15 protein-coding genes are annotated in these 21,053 nt (G+C 70.1%); 7 read left to right on the top strand and 8 right to left on the bottom strand.

From position 1 onward, the window contains the following. Window positions 1-25: 25 nt before the first annotated feature. A complete protein-coding gene (gene hsdR, locus WME79_RS07505) occupies window positions 26-2,446 on the bottom strand; it encodes an EcoAI/FtnUII family type I restriction enzme subunit R (RefSeq protein WP_437533850.1) in 2,421 nt (806 codons plus the stop codon). A 276-nt stretch (window positions 2,447-2,722) separates the two neighbouring features. Here hsdR and WME79_RS07500 point away from each other — a divergent pair, with 276 nt between their 5' ends. Next, window positions 2,723-3,553, top strand: coding sequence for a GNAT family N-acetyltransferase (locus WME79_RS07500; RefSeq protein ID WP_437533848.1), 831 nt, complete (start codon window positions 2,723-2,725; stop codon window positions 3,551-3,553). 40 nt (window positions 3,554-3,593) lie between these two features. Here WME79_RS07500 and WME79_RS07495 read toward each other — a convergent pair whose 3' ends face one another. Further along, a complete protein-coding gene (locus WME79_RS07495) occupies window positions 3,594-5,294 on the bottom strand; it encodes a hypothetical protein (RefSeq protein ID WP_437533847.1) in 1,701 nt (566 codons plus the stop codon). 383 nt (window positions 5,295-5,677) lie between these two features. Between WME79_RS07495 and WME79_RS07490 the strand changes: the two genes are divergently transcribed. Then, window positions 5,678-6,985, top strand: coding sequence for an ABC transporter substrate-binding protein (locus WME79_RS07490; RefSeq protein ID WP_437533845.1), 1,308 nt, complete (start codon window positions 5,678-5,680; stop codon window positions 6,983-6,985). A 259-nt stretch (window positions 6,986-7,244) separates the two neighbouring features. On the opposite strand, the gene WME79_RS07485 is transcribed toward WME79_RS07490, so the two are convergent. The 6 genes from WME79_RS07485 to WME79_RS07460 form a co-directional block, all read right to left on the bottom strand. Further along, complete coding sequence (locus WME79_RS07485; protein WP_437533843.1) at window positions 7,245-9,392, bottom strand: TonB-dependent receptor plug domain-containing protein; 2,148 nt, start codon at window positions 9,390-9,392, stop codon at window positions 7,245-7,247. Between the two features lie 93 nt (window positions 9,393-9,485). Further along, on the bottom strand, window positions 9,486-12,338 hold the full coding sequence (locus tag WME79_RS07480) for a response regulator (protein ID WP_437533841.1): 2,853 nt from the start codon (window positions 12,336-12,338) through the stop codon (window positions 9,486-9,488). A 5-nt stretch (window positions 12,339-12,343) separates the two neighbouring features. Continuing rightward, a complete protein-coding gene (locus WME79_RS07475) occupies window positions 12,344-12,805 on the bottom strand; it encodes a response regulator (RefSeq protein WP_437533840.1) in 462 nt (153 codons plus the stop codon). A gap of 167 nt (window positions 12,806-12,972) precedes the next feature. Beyond that, window positions 12,973-14,010 carry a hypothetical protein gene (locus WME79_RS07470; RefSeq protein ID WP_437533838.1) on the bottom strand — a complete coding sequence of 346 codons (1,038 nt, stop codon included), beginning with the start codon at window positions 14,008-14,010 and terminating at the stop codon, window positions 12,973-12,975. Then, complete coding sequence (locus WME79_RS07465) at window positions 14,001-14,702, bottom strand: hypothetical protein (protein ID WP_437533836.1); 702 nt, start codon at window positions 14,700-14,702, stop codon at window positions 14,001-14,003. Before WME79_RS07465 ends, WME79_RS07470 begins: the two co-directional genes overlap by 10 nt. Window positions 14,703-15,902: 1,200 nt before the next feature. Next, window positions 15,903-16,511, bottom strand: a complete 609-nt coding sequence (locus tag WME79_RS07460) for a hypothetical protein (RefSeq protein WP_437533834.1) — start codon at window positions 16,509-16,511, stop codon at window positions 15,903-15,905. Between WME79_RS07460 and WME79_RS07455 the strand changes: the two genes are divergently transcribed. From WME79_RS07455 to WME79_RS07435, 5 genes are all read left to right on the top strand, one after another. Next, entirely contained in the window at window positions 16,504-17,175 is a 672-nt protein-coding gene (locus WME79_RS07455) for a hypothetical protein (protein ID WP_437533832.1), read from the top strand. The two genes, WME79_RS07460 and WME79_RS07455, sit on opposite strands and share 8 nt — an antisense overlap. A gap of 281 nt (window positions 17,176-17,456) precedes the next feature. Further along, a complete protein-coding gene (locus WME79_RS07450; RefSeq protein ID WP_437533830.1) occupies window positions 17,457-18,482 on the top strand; it encodes a glycoside hydrolase family protein in 1,026 nt (341 codons plus the stop codon). Beyond that, a complete protein-coding gene (locus tag WME79_RS07445; RefSeq protein WP_437533828.1) occupies window positions 18,479-19,105 on the top strand; it encodes an RNA polymerase sigma factor in 627 nt (208 codons plus the stop codon). Before WME79_RS07450 ends, WME79_RS07445 begins: the two co-directional genes overlap by 4 nt. Continuing rightward, a complete protein-coding gene (locus tag WME79_RS07440; protein WP_437533826.1) occupies window positions 19,098-20,009 on the top strand; it encodes a hypothetical protein in 912 nt (303 codons plus the stop codon). Before WME79_RS07445 ends, WME79_RS07440 begins: the two co-directional genes overlap by 8 nt. A gap of 9 nt (window positions 20,010-20,018) precedes the next feature. Continuing rightward, entirely contained in the window at window positions 20,019-21,050 is a 1,032-nt protein-coding gene (locus WME79_RS07435) for a hypothetical protein (protein WP_437533825.1), read from the top strand. Window positions 21,051-21,053: the final 3 nt, after the last annotated feature.

Raw genomic sequence — 21,053 nt, 5'->3', positions numbered from 1 at the left:
CTCTTCGTTCCTTCGACGGGCCCCGTCAAGACGCCCGGTACAACTCGTTCTCCAGCGCGCGCACCGCTTTTAGGTACGCCTCCCTACCGCCGAAGGACCGGACGATCTCCATGGGCGTCCCGAGCTTCGTGAGGGGCGCCACCTTGAGGATCGCGAGGTCGGCGATGTCCTCGACCCCCTCCTCCGCGTACTTCGCCAGCAATGCTTCCAGTACGGCGCGGGCAGGCTCGCCGTGCGCGGCGAGGACCTTCCGCTGGCGGAGGTTGCTGGCTCGCTGCTTCCGGCTGATCGGCGGCTGACCGAAGGCGACGTGGCACACGAGGTCGAACGCTGCGTACTCGCGTCCGATCTCCTCCGCAAGGTGGTCGAGCAGGAGGCCCCGCTCGATCAGCTCGTCCACCACGGCCCTCTTGCGCTCCGTGTGGATCCAGCGCTGCACGAACGCATCGAGCGTCCCGTACGCACCGAGCACGGCCTTCTTCGAGAACTCGCGGACGGATTCGTTGATGGGTTTGCCATCCTTCCCGTAATACTCAACCCGCTGCATGACCACGAGGACGGGCACGTCGGCCACCACGTACTTCATCGGCCGCGCACCCGCACCGGTACCCTCGTCGTCGCCTTCGCCGCCAGGAGCAGGCGCGACCGGCTTCTGGACAGCGCCCTCCCCGGCCGGTCCTGCCGTCTCGGGCAGGTCGTCCGGCGGCGCGGCCGGGTCGCCCCGCCTGGGCTCGTAGACCTGCACGGGCTCGCCGTCGAACGCAGGATCGGCGAAGTACGCGGTCGCGCGCCGGAAGTCGAGAATAGTGAAGTACTGCTTGCCCGCCTCCTCGTGGATGCGGGTGCCGCGCCCGATGATCTGCTTGAACTCGCTCATCGACTCGATGTTCTGATCCAGCACGATCACCTTGCAGGTCTGCGTGTCCACGCCCGTCGAGAGCAGCTTCGAGGTGGTGACCAGGACCGGGTAGCGCTCCTCCGGGTGGATGAAGTTGTCGAGCTCGGCCTTGCCCTCAGGGCTGTCGCCCGTGATCCGCATCACGTACCTGCGGTTCTTGGCGCAGAGGTCGCCGTTCTGGTTCACCAGCGCCTCACGCATCCGCTCCGCGTGCTCGATGTCCTCGCAGAACACGATGGTCTTGGCGAAGCGGTCGGTCGCCTTGAGGAACTCGCTGATCTTCCGGGCGACGAGCTCGGTGCGCTGCTCGAGCACGAGGTTGCGGTCGAAGTCGCGCTGGCGGTAGGTCCGGAGCTCGATCTCGCGGCCGAGCTTGTCCTTCTTGCCCTTGGGTGGGCGCCAGCCTTCCAGATCCTTGTCGAGATCGAAACGCACGACCTTGTAAGGGGCCAGGAAGCCGTCCTCGATCCCCTGCTTGAGCGAGTAGGTGTAGACGGCAGGACCGAAGTAGTCGGTCGTGGAGACGTCGGCCGTCTCCTTGGGGGTGGCCGTCAGACCGAGCTGCGTGGCCGACGTGAAGTACTCGAGGATCTCGCGCCACGCCGAGTTCTGATCCGCGCTGCCCCGGTGGCACTCGTCGACGACGATAAGATCAAAAAAATCGCGCGAGAACTGCTTGAAGATGTCCTTGCTCTCGTCGGCGCCCGAGATGGCCTGGTAGAGCGCGAGGTAGATCTCGAACGACTTGTCCACCTTGCGGTCGGTGATCTTGGTCATCGCCCCACCGAACGGTTTGAAATCGTTCGTCTTTGTCTGATCGACGAGGATGTTCCGATCGGCGAGGAAGAGGATGCGCTTCTTCACCCCGGCCTTCCACAGGCGCCAGATGATCTGGAACGCGGTGTAGGTCTTGCCAGTCCCCGTCGCCATCACGAGCAGGATGCGCCGCTGCTTGAGGGCAACCGCCTCGAGGACGCGGTTGATGGCGTTGATCTGGTAATAGCGTGGAGCTTTGCCCGGCGCGTCGGGAAAGTAGTCCAGGGTGACGATGCGCTGCGCTTCGGTGGTGAGCCCCTTGTACTTCGCGTAGCGCTCCCAGAGCTCGTCAGGTGACGGGAACTCGTCGTTCGAGAGGTGCCGCTCCGGCTTCTTCGCGTTGCCGGTCCGGTCGTGCTCCACGAAGCCGTCGCCGTTGGATGCGTAGGCGAACGGCACGTCGAGCGCCTCGGCGTACCGGAGGGCCTGCTGCATGCCCTCGCTGATCGGGACGTTGTTGTCCTTCGCCTCGACGACCGCGAGCGGGACGTTCGGCTTGTAGAGCAGCACGTAGTCGGCGCGCTGAAATTTCCCGCGGCTCGCGGCATTGCCGTGGACGAGCATCGGCCCCGGCTTGACCTGGTACTCCTCGCGGAGCTGCGTGTGGAGATCCCAGCCGGCCTTCACGATGGCCGGGGTGATGTACTTCGTGCAGATGTCCCGTTCCGTGAGGTCCTTCTTGTTCACGCGCGGCTCTCCGCGACCACCGGGGCGCGCACGGGGCAGCGCCATCCCAGGGCCTCCTGGACCGCCGGGCGACCGGACAGCCGGGTGGCCGCGTACCGAGGCTAACCCAGGTCGACCGACGACGTGGTCGAAAGGCAAATGGAACGAACAAGCTCCACGTAAGCACCGGCTCGTCCGCGGCCCCGCGCGGTGCTTGACACACGGCCGATGAGCGCGTCACCACCGATGGGGGCCTCGAGCGCACGCTCCGCAACCATGACCCGGTGGAAATCCAGCACTATCGTGGCGCGTGCTCGTCGTTTGATGTCAGGAAAGGTCCTCATGAGCATGACCTCGCTTGCTGGCATTCCGGCGCAACAGCTCGCGGCGGCCGCGGACGACAACATGGCCGTCCACGCAAGCTGGGCGCAGGAGCGGCTCCCCGGCGCGCATGTCGTGCGCGGCGCCGATCTCGTCCTCGTCGACTCCGGGCTCCCCTGCGACACCTTCAACTTCGTCCTCCGAGCCCGCCTCGACGCCGCGACGGCACAGGCCCGTGTGGAGCAGGCCATCGATCACTTCCGCCGCACCCGCCGCCCTTTCTCGTGGTGGGTCGGCCCCGCGGACGAGCCGGAGAACCTCGGCGAGCTCCTCCGCACCGCGGGGCTCGAGCCCGCGGAGTCGGAGGTGGGCATGGCCGCGGATCTCCACGCGCTCCACGCCGATCGCGAAGCGCCGCGCGGCCTCGCGATAGCGCGCGTCAGAACCGCCGCGCAGCTGCAGGACTTCGCGCGCCTCCTTGCGGCCAACTGGACACCGCCGGATCCCGATGTGGTGCGGTTCTACGAGATGGCGACGCCGGCGCTCCTGTCGGACGACGCGCCGCTGTGGCTCTACGTCGGCTACGTAGGGGACACGCCCGTGGCGACCTCGGAGCTCGCCGTGGGCGGCGGCGTCGCCGGCCTCTACAACATCTCGACGGCCCCGGCGCACCGGCGGCAGGGGATCGGCCGTGCGCTGACGCTGCGCCCGTTGCTGGACGCGCGCGATGCTGGGCTCAGGCTGGCCATCCTGCAGGCCTCGGCCGACGGGCTGGGGCTCTATTCGCAGATAGGCTTCGTCGCGACCGGCCAGATCACGGAGTACAAACCGCCCGGCGAAGCCGCCCCCTGAAGGCAGCTCGCCGGGCTCCTCTGTCCAGCGCGCGCCGCCCCTACCGCGCTGCCCGCGCGATCTCGTCGGCCGCGCGCGCCCTCTCCTCCGCCGACTTCGACAGCGGCCCCGTCAGGAGCGCCTGCGCCTCGCGGAAGCGCGCCGCCACGTCGGACCAGTAGCTCGCTTCCGCGCCCTGCGGGGCGGCGATCTGCTTGATGACGGCCGCGTCGTACGCCGCGATGCCCGCGTACGTCGAGGCGGGCTTCGCGCGGGCCACCCAGTCGAGCGCCGCGAGATCGCCCAGGCCGAGCGCCGCGAGCGGCGCCCGCCGCATCATGAGCGCCGCGTCCTCGGGGCCGTTGCGCAGGCCGAGCGCGACCGCGAGCAGCGCCGTCGCCTCGGCGGGGCGCGGGGTGTCCTTGGGCCACGCCGCGAGCAGCGCGGTCGCCTGATCGAAGTCCACGGCCCGCCAGTACAGCCGGCCAAGCTCGAGCCGCGCCCTCGCATAGAGGAGCCTCGACTCGGGCGAGAGCTGCGCGGTGCGCAGCGCCGCGCGGTGCTGGAGCGGGACGCCTCGGCCGAGCAGGACGCGCAGGATCTCGGGCCGCGCCGCCGCCTCGGGCGCGATCAGGCGGCCCGCGTAGTACGTCGGCAGCCGGGCCGCGAGCCGCTCGACGGCCGACGAGGGGGGGCTGCCCGCCGCGAGCGGCGGCAGCTCCAGCGCGTCCAGCGCGTCGACGCGCCGGCCGCCGTAGAGGCGAGACAGCATCTCGCGCGCGCCGTCGACGCGGGCGTCGCGGAGAACGCCGACCGACGAGAGCTCGCGCAGGCCGACGAGCGCTGCGTCACGGCCGCGGGCCTTCCAGGGATCGAGCAGCTGATCGAGCTCGCCGTAATAGACGTTGGCGAGCTCCGCGTCCTTCCGCATGGCGTCCGGCAGCGGCGCGGACCGGACCGCCTCGACGAGCCGCATGTCGGCCCGCCCCGACTCCACGGCGACGATGCCCTTCGCATAGAACGGAAGCTCGACGCCGCGCCGCCCGAGATCCTCGATCGCCCGGGCCTGCTCCGTCACCCACGCGAAGAGCGGCCCCTTGGTGAACGCGAGGACGCGCTGGACATCGTAGGGCGGCCGCAGCGTGGGCGGCTCGGTCGCGGTGCGCGCGAGCCGGGCGGAGAGCGTCAAGCCGAGCAGCACCTGGTAGAGGTCGCCCCGGAGCGCGGCGGGCGGCGCCTCCAGCAGCGGCGCGGCGATGGCGTCGCCGCAGGTGATGGGCGCGAGCTCGGCCCGGAGCGCGCGCGCGAGGCCCGCCTCGAGGCCCGCGCACGCCTCGACGCCCGCGAGCCGCGCGTCGCGCTTCGCGGCGTCGTCCTCGGCGAGCGCGGCGTCGAGCGCCTCGGTCGCGCCCTGCGCGTCGCCGCAAGGCTGCGCGGGCGCGACGGGGGCGCGCCGCACGAACGCCTCGCAGGCGCGCGGCGCGGCGGGCACGCCGGCCGGCGCCGGGGGGACCAGCGCGGTCTTCGGGTCAAAGGGCGCGGGCTTCAGGATCGGGAGCCACTCGTCCTTGAGCGTGCCGTGGACGGCGAAGGCCTCCTCCTCCGGGAGCGGCGCCGGCGGCGGGGCCGCCTGGCGGCCGTCGCCGGGCGAGACCGGCGCGTTCGGCGCGGGCGGAGGCGCCCCGGCGCAGGCCGCGAGGGAGAGCCCGATCGCGGCGGCGAGGGCGTTGAAGGCGAAGTGCGAGCGAAGGTGGGAGGGCATCACGTCTCCTTGGACACGGGCGGTCCGCAAAGGTTTCGCGGAGGAGCGGCGGGCGTCCATCACAATCCGAGCGGGGGCGCAACCTGAGCGCGGCCCACGGCACGACGCCGCGGCCGGCGCCCGACCTGGGGTCCGTCTCTCGGTCACGCTCTCACCGCAGCCCGACAGCCGCGTTCGACGGGCATCGATCGCAGAACGCAAATAGCGAACCTTGTGGTTCGCATCGCACCCACGGCCCTTGACGCTCCGTCCTCAATGCGATGTCATCGTCTCGAAGGACAACCATGTACACTGGGATGCCTAACGTTCTGGACTGCCTCCGTCGAGCCGGCACATGGCTGGGCGCTCGCAGGCGACGCATGCGCTGTATGGAGACCGGGCTGATGGTGGGACTCGCGTCCCTGCTCTCGGCGTCCTGCTCGTCGACGGCGCCCGAGGAGGCCGACGAGACCGAGAACGCCATCAAAATCGGGGCCCTCCTCCCCTTCTCCGGGAGCGAGTCGGCCATCGGCCGCAACCTCGAGCAAGCCATGTTGCTCGCGGTCGAAGACCTGACCGCCGCGGGCGGGCTCGAAGGGAGACCGTTCGACATCGTGAGCCGAGACAGCCATTCGAGCCAGGAGCGCGGGCTCGACCAGCTGCTCTCGCTGATCTACACGGATGATGTCCGGTACCTGGTAGGGCCCGAAGAGAACGAGCTCGCCCGCGACATCGCGATCGAGGTGAAGAAGGAGAACCTTCTCCACATGCTGCCGAGCTATGCCGCGCCCTCCATCGCGCGCCGTGAGGACGACGGCGGCAAGGTGAGGCTCGCCCCTTCCCCGTTCGGAATCGGCTGCGCGCTCGCGAAAAACCTCGTCAGCGAGGGTGTCCGCACTGCCAATTGCCTCTCCGCGCGGGACGACTACAACACCGCCGTCAGCACCGAGTTCACGACCCATTTCGCGGCGCTCCAGGGCAGGATCCTCCCCTCGGTGACGTTCAAGCCGGGCGCGCAGACGTACATGGACAAGATCAAAGCCGCCTTCAACCCGGAACGGACGGCCGGCCGCACGCTGCTGGCCGCCTATCCCGCCGCCGCCTCGACCATCGTGACCGAATGGACCGTCCGTGGGCGTCCGGGCAGGTGGCTCCTCGGCCCTGCATTGCACACCGAGGTGTTCCTCGCCAACATCCCTCAAGGCACCCTCGATGACAACTCCTATGGGATCTCGCCCTCGCTCAGCCTGCGGAGCGAGTGCAGCCCCAGCCCCAACGACCCAACCGGGGAGGCGCTCAGTTGCACGCACTGGAACGCCGACGCCTTCACCTATCACTTCTCCCGCCGGTGGAACGACGAGGTGCCGTTCCCCGCAGCGCACTTCTATTACGACGGCGTCGTCCTCATCGCGATGGGCCTCGTGTACGGCTACGCGACCACCGGGCAGATCATCACGTCCGGACGTGAGCTGCGGCAGAAGATCCTCGAGCTCAACGACCCCAAGAACGATGTGGCCTTGTGGTGGGATCTGAACACCGCGATGGCCAAGCTCCGCGCGGGGACCCCGCTCCGCTACATCGGGGCGGCCGCCGAATACGAGTTCGACACCTACGGGGCGAGCCAGAATCACATCATGCAAAGGTGGACCATCAAAGGCGACAAGTTCGTCGATGGCGATCCCTTTGATGCCAAATGTGTGATCCAGCAATGATCTAAGGCGGGGAGCCCGTTCGTGGGATACGGGCTCAGCCGTAAGGCAGGCGAGTGAGGCGTACGAAAGTACGCCGCAGCGAGCCGAACCACGCGGCTGACCGCGTATCCCCACGAACCTGCCCCCCTCTATAGAAGAGCGGCGGTCACCCGCACAGGAGACGGGCCCAGATCGGCGTTTTCGGCGCGCAAGCGCACTCCGGTGCGCTGAGCACCGAAAACGTCGAGATGGGCCCGTATCCGACGCGGGTGACCACCGCTCAATAGCGGTGTCGTAGCTCGAAGAAGATCTCGCGCGGGGCCAGCGGGTACTCGAAGCCCGAGAACCCGGGATCCGGGCCGAAGGTGCCGAGGATGTTCTTGGCGCGCACGGCCACGGTCGTCTCGTGCCCCGGGATGATCCACAGGTTGCGCGCGACCAGGCTGGCGTTCCACCTGAGGTACGTGGGCAGCTCGAACGCGCCGCCGGCCTCCAGGGTGCTCGCCTCCGCGGACCGCCGGGGCCCGACGAGGACCCCCTGCGTCGAGAGCTCGAGCGGCACGGAGCTCGGCGACGGCAGCTTCACATAGGCGCCGGCACGGGCGATCCAGCTCGGGTAGGCGACCATCGACGAGCCGACCAGATCCGCCTGGTACCCCACCTGGCCGGAGTCCCGGGTCGAGTGCACGGTCTCGAACGACCCGTAGCCCCCGAAGGCGTCGCCGTGCCGCAGCTCGGCGCGGGTCGCCCAGATCAAGGACTTCTGGCTGGCGACGTTCAGGGCCGTCTGGTTGATGCCTCGCGGAACGAACTCTGCCTTGTCGTTCAAGAGGCTGTACGACACCCCCGTGCTCGCCGAGGCCCAGACAGCAGGCCTCCACGTCAGCTCCGCGTCCACGGTGTGGATGAGCTGAGGCGACAGGCGCTCGTTCCCGATCACGTCGCCCGGCACGAGGGGCTGGGCGAAGAGCAAGTACGGGGATGGCGCCTTGAAGGCGCTGCCGTACAGCAGCTTGGCCACGACCGTCTTCCCCAGGTGCGAGGTCGCCCCGAACCGACCGGTCAGCTGATTGCCATACTTGCTGTGGTGATCGTAGCGGAGCCCGCCCGTGAGCTTCAGCCACGGATCGAGCACCTTGAGGTTGGCGCTAAGGAGCGCCCCGAGGTCGACCAGCTCGGCCGATTGCTGCTCCCGCTCCGGCGAGCCGAAGGACTGCCCCGTCTCCTTGGTGACCCGGCGGAAGGACGGCAGGTCCTCCTTGTCGTAGACGGACTCCAGATTCAATATCAGGTTGAATCGGTCCCACGGCATCCACCGGGCTTCGACGCTCGCGTCCACGCCGCGATACGCCATGCGCCGCTCGATGTAGTACCAGCCGCCGGCGACGTCGATGCGGTCGTCCGGCAGGACGCCACCCTGGAAGTACATCCCCTGCACCGCGAACGCGAGCTCTCGGTTCAGCTGGAAAAGCCCGTCGACCGCCACGCGACGCTGCTGGAGGCTGACCACCGTGCCGGCACGGTTCCCCTGGTCGTCGGTCCCGCCGGTGAGCTGTGCCCATTGCGCAAAATCCCCGCCGCGCCGGAGGCCTGACCAGTACGCGCTGAGCCTGAGGTGGTGCCCGCGCTCGGGATTGCGAAACCCGATGCGCGCCCCGACGACCCCCGACATGCGCTCGAGGTTCTGGGCGTCCAGGCGCCCCGCGTTATAGGGCGCGATGAGGGGAGCCGGGGACTGGGTAGGCATCTCCAGGCCACTTCGATCATCGAGCTCCCCCGCGGCCGTCAGCATCATCTCGAAGCGGTCGGTGAACATGCCGCCCACGAGGTCGAAACGGCCGCGCGGGTGGTCCTTCGTCACGCCGACTTGCACCGTGCCGTCGACGAAGGGAATGTCCTCCGGATCGAGGGTGATGATGTTGACGACCCCGAGGAACGCATCGGCGCCATAGAGCGCCGACGCCGGACCGCGGACGATCTCGATCTGCTTGATGGCCGACAGCGGGATCAGCTCCGTGCCCAGCCAGTTGCCGCTGGTGGTCCGGAACGCCGCCGACCGCCCGTTGATCATCACCTTGATCCCGCCGCTCTCGGCGCCCAGCCCGCCCGTCATCCCCTGTACGCCGGCGTTCGGCAGGATGTGGTCGTCGATAAGATAGAACCCGACGACGTGCTCCAGCACCTCGCCGACGCTCGTATATCCCCAGCGCTGGATCTCTTCCGCGGTGATCGCCGTCATGATGGCGGGCGCGTCGTCGAGGGTCTCCAGCGTCTTCGTGGCAGTGGACACCTCGACGTCGAGCAGCCTCAAGAGGTCGACGTCCTCGAGCGCGTCGTTCCGGCGCTCACCCCCCACCGCCTTCGGCGCTACCGGCGCCGTCGTGGTCGTCGGCTGGGCCCATGCGAGACCGGGGATCGAAGCGATCACCAGCGCAACCATCCACCTGGTTTCGAGTGAGGCAAGCATCATGCGAGTTCAGTGGGCTCCAGACCTTCGTCCATCGTCGATTCGGCGCGATCGTCACGTCGCCTTGGCGGTCGCGGCGAGCTCCTCCTTCAGGGCAACGCTCACGGAGTCGAACTCGTCACGTATTCGCGCGAGGTCGCCCGCCTGCGGCACCTCGCCTTGACCTGCGGCGAGCTGCATCTTCTCCGCCAGCTCCGCGACGCGCGCCGCGCCGATCGAGAGCATGCTGCCCTTCAGCTTGTGAGCGTTCGCCTTGATCTCTGCAGCCACGGCGCTCCGGATGACCCCCTCCAGGCCATCGAGCTGCGCCGGCACGTTCTTGAGGACGAGCTCGATCAGCTTCCGCGAGCGCGGGACCTCCGGGTCGAGCACCGGCGCGCGCGCCGCCTCCGATTCGTTGCCGGAGGGAGACGGCGACGACCCGGGCTCGTCCCGGCTCAGGACCACGTGCCGCCACAAGGTCTTCTGCAGCGATTGAGGGCGCACCGGCTTGGCCAGATAATCGTCCATCCCCGCCGCGAGCACCCGGTCCCGCTCGCCGACGAGCGCGTGCGCCGTCAGCGCGATGATCACCGTGTGGCGATTCCTCGAGCGCTCCCAGGCGCGGATCTCCTGGGTGGCGGTGTACCCGTCCATCACCGGCATCTGGCAATCCATGAGCACGGCGACATACTGCTTTCGCTTGACGCACTCGAGAGCCTCCTGGCCGTTGCACGCGGTCTCCACGCGCAGGCCCAGCTGCTCCACCTGCTCCATCGCCACGTAGCGGTTGATCTCGTTGTCATCGACGACCAGCACGGGGAGCTTGCTCGCGATCTTACCCGGCTCCACGCCGGGCTTGCTAGGCGGCGGGGTCGAGGCGCCCGTGAGCGCGCTCTGCAGCGTGTTGTACAGCTCGGAGACGCGGAGCGGCTTGGGGAGCTGCGTGACCATGCTGGAGTCCATCCCGCTCAACGTCACGCTCGATCCCATGTGGTAGAGCGCCACCACAGGCAACGTCTGGAGCGCCGGGACCGACTGGATGGTCCTGAGGAACTCCTCGAGGCCGAGATCGTCCATCTGGACACCGACGACGGCGGCGCTGAACGGCCGCTTCTCCAGCACCGCGAGCTCGAGCCGGTTGATCGCGTCCCTCCCGGAGGCCGCGGACTCGGCGTCAAAACCCCAGGCCACGAGGTGCTCCACCACGACGTCGCGCCAGCTCCTGCTGTTCTCGACCACGAGCGCGCGGCGCCCGCTCGCCCACTCGGCGGAGCGGATCTGCTCGCCTCCGGCCGTGACGCCGACCCTGATCGTGAACCAGAACCGGCTGCCCTGCCCCGGCGTGCTGTCGAGGCCGACCTCGCCGCCCATGACCTCGACGAGGCGCTTGCTGATCGCGAGCCCGAGGCCCGTGCCGCCGTGCTTGCGGACCAGCGAGCCGTCCACCTGCGAGAAGGCCGCGAAGAGCTTCTTCTGGTCGTCGGGCGCGATGCCGGGGCCGGTGTCCACCACGGCGAGCTTGATGAGCGCCGTGGCCTTGTCCTGCTGAGAGGTCGAGGCGTCGATCAGCACCTCTCCGCGATCGGTGAACTTGATCGCGTTGCCGACCAGGTTGGTGAGCACCTGGCGGAACCGGTCGGGGTCGCCCACGACGCCGGTGGGGACGCGGCGCTCGACGCGGTACACGAGCTCGAGGCCCTTCTCGTGCGCCTGGCTCGCCATCAGCTCCGCGACCTCCTGGATGACGAGGCGCAGATCGTAGGAGACGTGCTGCGCCACGTACTTACCGGCCTCGAGCTTCGAGAAGTCGAGCACGTCGTTGATGATCGACATCAACGTGTTGGCGGAGGCGTCGACGGTCTCGACGTAACGCCGCATCTTGCCGTCGAGCGACTGGTTCTGCATGAGCCGGATGACCCCGAGGATCCCGTTCATCGGCGTCCGGATCTCGTGGCTCATGTTGGCGAGGAACTCGCTCTTCATCCGGGACGCCTCGAGCGCCTGCTCGGTCCTCACGCGCAGCTCCTCGAACGCCTGCTCGTTCGCCTCGACCATGCTGTTGAAGGCCGCGCCGAGCAGCTCGAGCTCGTCGCCGCTCGTGATCTGCACGCGCTCCCACTTCTTCCGATCCACGATGGGCGATTCGGTCGGCGGCGCGCTCGATCGAAGCCCGGTGGCGATGGCCCCCGCCGCCGTGCGCAGCGCGAGCAACGGCTCCGTGATGTGGACAGCGACCCGCTTGACGAGGAAATAGCTGGCCGCCCCGCTGCCGAGGATCAGCGCCACGATCAGGCCGAGCGTGGTCACGAGCCGGCTCGCGGCGAGGTCCCGAGCCTGGACCATGCGCTCGACGACGCTCCTCGTGCTGATGCCGTAGATCACGGTCCCAGCGTGGGTCCCCTCCGAGATGACCGGGGCCGCGACCTCGAGGACGTCATCCCCGCCCAGGGGGTTCTGCCGCCGACGCAGCACGAGCCGGGACTGGTGCGCGGTGCTGATGCCGAGGGACTCCAGGTCTGCCGCGGTGAAGTTCGGCGCCGCCGGGCCGGGCGGCGCGTCCTTCGAGGCGGGCACCCGGGCCAGGCCGCTCGCGGCCCAGACCCGGTTCTCCGCGTCGAAGAACAACCCGTAGGCGATGTCGTTGTTCTCCGAGACGGTCTGGTGAATAAGCGCCTTGACATCCCCGAAGAGATTGTCCGCCACCAGGCTGCGCAGCGCCAGCGCCTGATTGAAGCCGAGGAGGCGCGCCTTCTCTTCCAGACCGCTCAGGAGCTCCTGCTCACGCTTGGCCTGGACCTCACGATCCGTCGAATAGATGAGCGCGCCGCTCGCGAGCAGCGTGGTGCCCCCGAGCAGCAGCAGCGCGCCCAGGATCAGGCGGAGCAGCTTGATGCGGAGCGAGCCGTGGGTGTTCGGGGTTGCCATGCACTCTACTTTGGACGCCTCATCGAGGGCGGCGGGTTAGAGGAGGACGACGCCGCAGACGACCCCGAAGACGAAGGCGGCGGCGGGCTGGTCTTCCCGGCGCGCGCGGCCACCGCGCGCTCGACCGCCGGCGCCAGCGCGACGTGCAGCTTCGCTTTCGAGACGATGCCGTCGGCGCCGACCTTCTCGCCGATCGCGCTCAGCTTGTCGATATCACAACTGGAGACGAGGACGATACCCAGGTTCGAGAGCTGCGCGTTGTCCCGGAGCAGCTTCGCCAGCTTGTCGCCGTTGATGGTCGGCATGTTGATGTCGAGCGCGACCACGGAGATCTTGTCTCGCTTGATGACCGCCGTCGCGCCGATGGGCGTCGCGAGCTCGACCACGTCGAAACCGGCCCTGACCAGGACGGCGCGCATCGCCTCGCGAGCGATCTCGTCGTCATCGATCACGAGCACCCGGATCATGACGGCGCGCTCCAGCGACGGCAGCTACGCGTGCGACGCTCCCCATGCGACGAGCAGATGGCAGGCGAGCCGGGGAGCTCGATGGATCGAGCTGGCCCGTCGCATCGTGACCATGTGCCCGGTTGGAAAGGTAATCGCACGGCGCCTCCATTCCCCCCGATACGCGCTCACCGACCGATGAGAAAGTCAACTTGGCCGAACTGGCTGGAATTCAGGCCGAAGCGTCGTGCGAGCCTCACGTCGACCAGGCGTTTGACTGAGATGGGCAGGCGGACGCCCGACGACCGGAGCTTCCAGTCGGCGTCCGCGAGCTCGTAGAGGACATCCGCCGCTTGCACCGCGAGCGCCTGGGTGTCGGGGATGGCAGCGAACGTCCCGAACTCCGCGTGCTCGTTCACGAGCGAACGCACGGCCACGACCACCGGCGCGCCGAGCCGGTCCACATAGGGCAGCCAGACGTTCGTCAAGAACCTCGGGCTCAGGAGGCCGTTGTCGTTCGGCAGCCAGATCGCGTCGACCTTCGCCCGCTGGAGGTTCACGAGCGCGGCGCGGAGGTCCTGCACGCGTGGCTTGTTCGAGAGCTCTTCCTTGACGAAGGCCAGCTTCTCGACGTGCATGAGCGCTTCTTGTCGCGCGATGTGATCCGCGAAGCCCTGGCGGTAGACAACGCCGACCCGATGTGCGTCGAGGCCCAGCGTGCGCAGGCCCACCATGGCCGTGACCGCCGGCACCTCGTAGGAGATGGCGACCGAGTTGGGGACGGTGCGCTGGAGCTCCTCGGCGAAGGACGCCATCAGGATCAGCGCGACCGGCGGGGTCGGGACGGTGCGCGCCCACTCGCGATACAGGAGCACGGTCGAGTTGTTGACCAGCACCACCGCCTGCGGGCGATCGCGGGCGACGATCCGCGCCACGAGGTCGGGGCTCGACTCCTCGCTGCGCAGCAGCGAGATGATGACACGGTGTTCCTGGGACAGCTCGACGCGGAGCGATCTCAGCATGTCGTCGAGCTGCGGATCCGAGGGGGCGATGACGGAGATGACCGGCCTCGCGTCCGGAGGCGGCGGCTTGAGCGTCGGCGCCGGGTCGCTGGCGACGGGTGTCGCTGGGCCCGACGAGCAGCTCAGGGACAGCACGAGCCCCGCGAGGGCGGAGACCCGCAGCAGCGAGCGCCGAGAGAGGGGACGCGTCGACCTTACTTCCATTCGTCAACCCCCAGATCGGCCAGCACGTGTTTCGGAAGCCTCCGGATCGCGCCCTCCACCGTTTGGCGCTCGCTCAGGAACGTGACCGCCACCAGCCCGACCTTCGCCGTCGAGAGGCTGAGGATCGTGAACGTCATCTTGCTTCTCGACTCGAAGTCAGAACGAAATCGCTCGGGGAGGAGGACTGCATCAGCCGTCTGGAACTGGAGCAGCTGCAGAAGATCTTCGATCTTCGTGACGCGCTGGACCTCAGGCGCGGTGCTCACACCCAGCAACCCAGCTACGAACTTAGGGAGCGATTTTCGTTCGACCAGATCGACGATCCCATATCTGAGACCCGAGAGCATCTCCTTGGTCAGCGCCCTCGTCGAGACCAGGAGGTACTGCTCCGCGTCGCTCCCCGCCTTCACGCCCTGGATATCGGCGGTCCGATTGAGCGAAGCCAGGACCGGCTTCGGCGAGAGGGCCGCGTCGGGCGGCGTCGACTCGAGCGCGGCTTTGAAATCGCTCAACTTTCCGAACACGGTAACATCGACGCCGGGCATCGACTCCTCGATCTTCTGCTCGAGGGCGCGAGCGCGAAGCGGTGTCACCGCATACACATAGAGCGTGGCCACGGGCCCAGCCGTGATCGGCGGGCTGAGCAGCAGAAGGCAGCACCCGATGAGCAGAGCCGCCCCGAGCAGGACCATCGGCGCGCGCGTCGATCGGAGCCCGCGGCGAAGCGGAACTCCGGTCCTGTCGGGCCAAGCGCGCTCGGCGAGAGTCCTGAGGAGTGAGCGAAATCCCCGGTGCCGAACCGGAGGAGCCGCGCGATTATTTCGTGGTACCCACGATGATGCCCAGCGGTATGCGATTCTCGCTCGACACGCGAGGTGCCCTACGGCCCGCTCGACCGCTGACCGCCGTGCCCCTGTGGAGCGCCTGGAGCTCGTTTCCACCCGGCTCATGTCCTCCCGGTCATCATGGGTAGGCAGCGTAGCCGATGGTTAACCCTCTTTGTCAAGCGCCCCCTGGGAGGCGCCCCCGCGGTCCCACCGAGCTTGGCGAAATGGGGACGCCGGAGAGGGTGACGACACCCGACGGCCGCTCCCCCGCCAGCAGCCGGCCAGCACGACCACGCCGGCGCTGCCGAGCACGCCAGATACGGGAGCGAGCGCTTGACCCGCTCCTCACGCACCTCGGTCTCAGGGCTCGATCTCGAGTCCCAGGGGCGCCATGCCCCCCGCACCGCAGAAGCAAGAGATGGCGCCTCAGAGAAAACAGCAGATGGCGCCCCGGATTCGCGCGACACATCATGCCTCGTCAACCTACATGGTGAGCGATGGTGCATCGTGATGCTCGGCAATTTCACCTTGTCATGCACAAACAGCGGAATTCATGGGTGCGCCTTCGCTCCCTGCCATCGAGCTCGAAAGCTCGCGCATCGCGCTCGATCTACGTACCGCCTACTTACCGCTGGCGCTCTACTGCTGGCGCTCTGCCGCTGGCGCTCTCCTGCTGGCGCTTGCCGCTGGCGCAGGACGCTCACGGCGTCCAGCTCTCCGGTGCGGCGTCCCGCCAACAATCGCTCCGACAAGGGGATTGTAGTCCATCTGGTCGCCACACAGCAACCCTCGCGAACCGCGGCCGCAGGGTCGGGGTGTCGCGGATCACAGCGGATGGCGCGCCTACAGAGACGCTGGCGCCGGCCGCCGCGCAGACGTGAGGCCGAGCGTCCTACGATCCGGCGTACTTGCGGGGAACTCTCGTGACCTGGAGAACGAAGGTTCGACTCGAAGGGTCCACCGCCAGCGGCCGGGCAAACCGCTGCCCGCCTCTGCCCGGAGCGCCGGGCGAGCGGAACGGCTCGCCCGGCGAGGCGGCGCACCGCGATCCGGCGCGCCGTCGTCTCAGTACCACTCGCTGCCGAGGCCCAGCGTGAAGGTGAACGTCGGCCCTTCTGGCAGGAACACCGGGTGGAGATCCGCGCTGATGGCGAAACCGCTCCGCCGCGCGCCGCTCCCGGCCAGGCCGCCGAGGATCAGGGCGCCCCGCGCGTGAGCGCCGAAGTACCAGGCCGCCGTGCTCTCACAACCGGCGCTCGGGAGCGGGATGCCGCCCTCCGGGACCTCCGCGCCGCAGGTCGCGACGGCCACGTAATCCATGGAGGGTCCCGCGCCGAGATCGAGGAAGTGGAACAGCGTGAAGCCCGCGAGCACCGAGTTGTAGTCGATGAACCCCGCCTCGAATCCAGCGCTGTTCTCGGTGCTCTCGGGGGTGAGCGTCACCATCGGTGTGTTCTGGTAGTATATCCCGAAATAGTGGTTGACCTGGACACCGAGCCGGCCCGAGAGCGCGAAGACGGCCCCCGCGCCCGTGGGTGACTCGATGATCCCGCCGCCGAGGGTCGTACCGAAACGAAAGCGCATCCCATCCTGCTCGCCCTCCTCGGGCTCCTTCGGTTTCTCCTCGGGAGCGGGCGGAACCGGCGCGGGCGGCTCCGGAGCGGGCGTGTGCACGGCCGGCGCGGCCCGCGGCGCGGGCGGCGGTTCAGGCGCAGGCGCGGACCGCGGCGCGGGCGGCGGTGCAGGCGCCGGTGTCGACCGCGGCGCGGGCGCGGGCGGCGGTGCAGGCGCCGGTGTCGACCGCGGCGCGGGCGCAGGCCGCGGCGCAGGCGGCACCGGCGTGGGAGATGGCGGCGGGAACGGCATGGGAGCGGGCGCAGGCGCAGGCGCGGGCTGCACCGGAATCGGCGCAGGCGCGGGCGCGGGCGCGGGCTGCACCGGTGTCGGCGCGGGCGCGGGCTGCACCGGTGTCGGCGCGGGCGCGGGCTGCACCGGTGTCGGCGCGGGCGCGGGCTGCACCGGTGTCGGCGCGGGCGCGGGCTGCACCGGTGTCGGCGCGGGCGTGGGCGCAGGCGCGGGCTGCACCGGTGGCGGCGCAGGAGACGGCGGCGGTGCTGGCTGCGCGGAGGCAGACGGGAGCGGCTCTGGAGGAGGAGGCGGCGGGAGGGGAGCGTCGCCCTGGGTCAAGGCCGTCGCCGAGACCGCCAGTGGAACGGTGAGCGCCGCGAGCGCGGCAAGCCAGCGAGGGGGTGTCATCCAGTCTTCCTCGACGCACTCCTCGCGGTCGTCAAGCGCGCGGAGGTGCGCGCTGTCGGCCACGGTGCGCTGCAGCGGATGATCCGCCCGCGAGCCGTGGAGCGCCAGCCCATCGACGACCGCCCGATGAACGTCGCCCCCCGTCCCTCCACTTTCCTTCACGGAACGCGGCGGCTCCGGTCACCAGCCCCTCGACCCATGCGCCGAGCTATCCAAGCCCTCCTCTGCGGCATCAGCCCCCTGCTCGGGATGCTCTTCTCCGTGGCTTGTGTAGAGGAAACGCTCCCCCCAGACGCGACTGGGGGCGGCGGCACTGGAAATCTCCATGAGACGAGCGGCGCAGGTGATGGCGGCGCCGGCCCCGTGGACCCCGCCGGCAGCGGTGGCGAAGCAGGGCACACTGTCGGGACAGGGGGCGGCGGCAGCGCGGGCGACGGCGGAAGTGCTGGCAACGGCGGCAGCACGGGCGACGGCGGAAGCCCTAGCGATGGCGGCAGCGCGGGCGACGGCGGCAGCGCTGGCGATGGCGGTAGCGCTGGCGACGGCGGTAGCGCTGGCGACGGCGGCGCTGGCAACGGAGGCAGCGCTGGCGATGGCGGCGCTGGCGACGGCGGTAGCGCAGCCGAACGGCGCCCGTGCAAGCGCGGCATCGCGTACGGCTACCACTCGGTCGCCGATCTCTCGGCCCTCTCGGCCAGCGTCGGCTGGTGGTACAACTGGGCGAGCCTGCCCGACGAGAAGCTCCGGGGCGGCGACTACGTCGATCTGGGCGTCGATTTCGTACCCATGGTCTGGGGCGGCCGCTTCGACGCCGACAAGATCAAGGCGGAGATCCCCGACGGCGCAAAGTACCTGCTCGCGTTCAACGAGCCGAACTTCTTTTCGCAGGCCAACCTCTCCGCCAGCGAGGCCGCGGCGCTGTGGCCGCGCATCGAGGAGATCGCGGACGAGAAGGGGCTCCAGCTCGTCTCGCCGGCCGTGAACTTCTGCGGCGGCGGCTGCCACGAGACCGATCCGTTCGCGTACCTCGACGCCTTCTTCGCGGCGTGCGATGGCTGCCGCGTCGATTTCATCGCGGCGCACTGGTACGCTTGCGACAGGCCGGCGCTCGAGTGGTACCTCGGCGAGCTCAAACGCTACGAGCGCCCGATCTGGCTGACCGAGTTCTCGTGCGGCGACGGCGCGGATCGGTCGCTCGAAGCGCAGGCGGCGTACATGCGAGAAGCGGTGCCACTCCTCGAATCGGACCCCGACGTCTTCCGGTACGCCTGGTTCTCCGGGCGGACTGACGCGATCCCCAACGTGAACCTGCTCGGCGCGAGCGGTGAGCTCACCGAGCTCGGCGAGCTCTACGTCTCGCTGCCCTACGAAGAGGAGTGCAGCCCGTGACGGCACGCGCGGCCGTCGCTCCGTCGACGCCTCCGCCCGCGGGCGCGGTGCCCGCCGTCCCCGCGGCCGGCGTGCAGGCCGCGCCGCCCGACTTCGCCGAGGTGTACGAGGAGATGTTCCCCTTCGTCTGGCGGACCGTGCGCCGGCTCGGCGTCGACGCCTCGGCGCACGAGGACGTGTGCCAGGAGGTGTTCGTCGTCGTGCACCGGCGGCTCCCGGAGTTCCGGGCCCGCTCGTCGCTGAAGACGTGGGTCTTCGGGATCGTCGTGAACGTCGTGCAGACGCACCGGAGATCGCTGCGCCGCAAGAGCCCCGCCCACCGCGGGACAGGAGAGACCGTGGATCCCGAGCTGCTCGCGGGGCCGAGCGACCTCAGCCCCTACGAGGCCATGACAAGGGCAGAGGCCGCGCGCGTCGCGCACGAGCTGCTCTCGTCGCTCGACGAGGAGAAGCGCGTGGTGCTCCTCCTCGCCGAGCTGGAAGAGATGCCGGCGGCGGAGATCGCGCGGGGCATCGGGGTGAACGTCAACACCGTGTATGCGCGGCTGAGGGCCGCTCGACAGGCGTTTTCCGACGCGGTGCACCGCCACCACGCCAGGATCCGAGGAGGCCGCAATGGATGAGCTGGGGGCAGGTGAACGAGCGCTCCTGAACGCCCTTCGTGACGAGGACGGGCCGACCGACGACGACAGGCGTCGGATGCGCGCGGCCGTGTGGGCGCGGCTCGGCCTCGCAGGGACGGCGGCCACGGCCACGGCCGTGGCCGTGAGCGCCGAGAGCGCCGCGGGCGCCGGAGCCGCCGGCTCTGCGAGCGCCGGCGCGGCTGCGCACGCGGTCGGCCCCGCCGCCGCGAGCGTGGCCGCGGGCGCGAGCACCGCGGTCGCAAAAGGCGCGGCCCTCTCGCTGCTCGGCGCCCCGCTGAAGATCGGGCTGGCGGCGCTGGTCGTGGGCCTCGCGACGGGGGCCGCGCTCTACTTCCCGACACCGGGCGAGGCGCCCGATGCGCAACGCGCGCTGGAGGCGGCGACGGGCGCGGCCGAGGCGCCCCGAGCGGCGCACGCCGCCGCGCCCTCCAGCGCCCCGAGCGACGGGACGCCTGCGTCCGCGGGCGAGGCGAGCGCCTCCACCAAGGCCGACGCTCCCGAGAAACCCAGCGCACCCGCCGAGCCGAGCGCCGCGCCCCCGGCGGCCGCCGCGGCGCGCCCGACGGCGTCGCGCACGCCCCGGACGGCGACCGCCGCGAGGCAGGGCTCCGAGGGGCTCGACGCGGAGATCGCGCTGCTCCGCGACGCGCAGCAGGCGCTGCAGGCGGGCCAGTTCGCGCAGGCGCTCTCGAAGCTCGACGAGCACGCCAGCAGGTACCCGAGGGGCGTGCTCTCGACCGAGCGCGAGGCGTCGCGCGCGATCGCGCTCTGCCGCTCCGGCCGCGCGTCGTCCGGCAGGGCGATCGCGGCGAGGCTGCTCGCGAAGAGCCCGGGCTCGCCGCTCGCGACGCGCGTGCGCGCCGCGTGCGGACAGGAGGAGTAGAGTGCGCGGGTGCACGTCTCCAGGTGGGCGCATGCGCCGTCGATCCTTCCGGCGCTGATCGTCGCGGCAGGGCTCCTGCCCGCGCGCGCGCTCGCGGCGCCCGCCGAGCCGCGCGCCATCGATCTCCGCTGGGAAGCGCCGGACGGGTGCCCGCCGGTCGACGAGGTCCGGAACGAGATCGCCCGGTTGCTGGGAACGTCGGAGCAGCGTCAGCCGATCGAGGTCGAGATCGCGATCGCTCGCGAGCGCGACGAGCGCCTCCGGCTCGACCTGCGCATCCGCGCGCCGGCGCCGGGCGAGCGGGTGATCCATGGCGACGACTGCGCATCCATGTCGCGGGCAGCCGCGCTGATCGTCGCGATGTCGATCGATCCCGACGCGGTCGCGCGGAACGCCGCCGCGCAGCCCGCGCCACCCCAGGCGATCGCCGCCCCCGCCGCCAGCGCGCCGCGCCCGCCGCCTCCCGCGCGGGGACGCGCGCCGCGCCGCCCACCTCCCGCGGCACCGCCGCCGTCCGCCGCGAACGAGCGCGACGTGGAGGGAGCGCTCTGGGTGAGCGCGCAGCTCGAGCAGGCGCTCGTCCCGACGATCGGCGTCGGGCTCGCCGTGGGCGGCGGGATCCGCAGCGGCTGGTTCCGCGCGGACGGCGCGGCCGGCGTCGTGCCGTCGAGCTCGAGCCACATCGCGGGGCTGGCTGCAGGCGCCGAGTTCCGGCTCTGGTTCCTCGAGGTCGACGCGTGCGCGCGCCCGCTCGGGCGCCCCATCCGCGTGTACGTCTGCGCGCTCGGCCGCCAGCACTGGCTACGCTCCAAGGGGCGGGAGGTCGATGAACCCTTCACCCTCACGACGCCGATCTTCGCTGCCGGGCTCGGGACGCTGCTCGAATGGCGCGTCGCTGCTCCCGTGAGCATCGAGGGCGCGCTGCACGCCGTCGTCCCGCTGACGCGGCCCCGCTTCGTCGTCGAGAACCTCGAGGGCACCGTCTACCGCCCCCCGGCCGCAGGCCTCAGCGCGCGGCTCGGTCTCGCGCTGGCCTTCTGAGCC

It is taken from the genome of Sorangium sp. So ce726, from assembly GCF_051521405.1.
In the GTDB taxonomy this organism is placed as follows: domain Bacteria; phylum Myxococcota_A; class Polyangia; order Polyangiales; family Polyangiaceae; genus Sorangium.
This window is presented reverse-complemented; position numbering and strand designations above follow the sequence as displayed.

Coding starts and splice junctions, on each gene's coding strand:
- hsdR (WP_437533850.1), bottom strand. CDS start 2,446: ATGGCGCTGCCCCGTGCGCGCCCCGGTGGTCGCGGAGAGCCGCGCGTG.
- WME79_RS07500 (WP_437533848.1), top strand. CDS start 2,723: ATGAGCATGACCTCGCTTGCTGGCATTCCGGCGCAACAGCTCGCGGCG.
- WME79_RS07495 (WP_437533847.1), bottom strand. CDS start 5,294: ATGCCCTCCCACCTTCGCTCGCACTTCGCCTTCAACGCCCTCGCCGCC.
- WME79_RS07490 (WP_437533845.1), top strand. CDS start 5,678: ATGGTGGGACTCGCGTCCCTGCTCTCGGCGTCCTGCTCGTCGACGGCG.
- WME79_RS07480 (WP_437533841.1), bottom strand. CDS start 12,338: ATGGCAACCCCGAACACCCACGGCTCGCTCCGCATCAAGCTGCTCCGC.
- WME79_RS07475 (WP_437533840.1), bottom strand. CDS start 12,805: ATGATCCGGGTGCTCGTGATCGATGACGACGAGATCGCTCGCGAGGCG.
- WME79_RS07470 (WP_437533838.1), bottom strand. CDS start 14,010: ATGGAAGTAAGGTCGACGCGTCCCCTCTCTCGGCGCTCGCTGCTGCGG.
- WME79_RS07465 (WP_437533836.1), bottom strand. CDS start 14,702: ATGGTCCTGCTCGGGGCGGCTCTGCTCATCGGGTGCTGCCTTCTGCTG.
- WME79_RS07440 (WP_437533826.1), top strand. CDS start 19,098: ATGGATGAGCTGGGGGCAGGTGAACGAGCGCTCCTGAACGCCCTTCGT.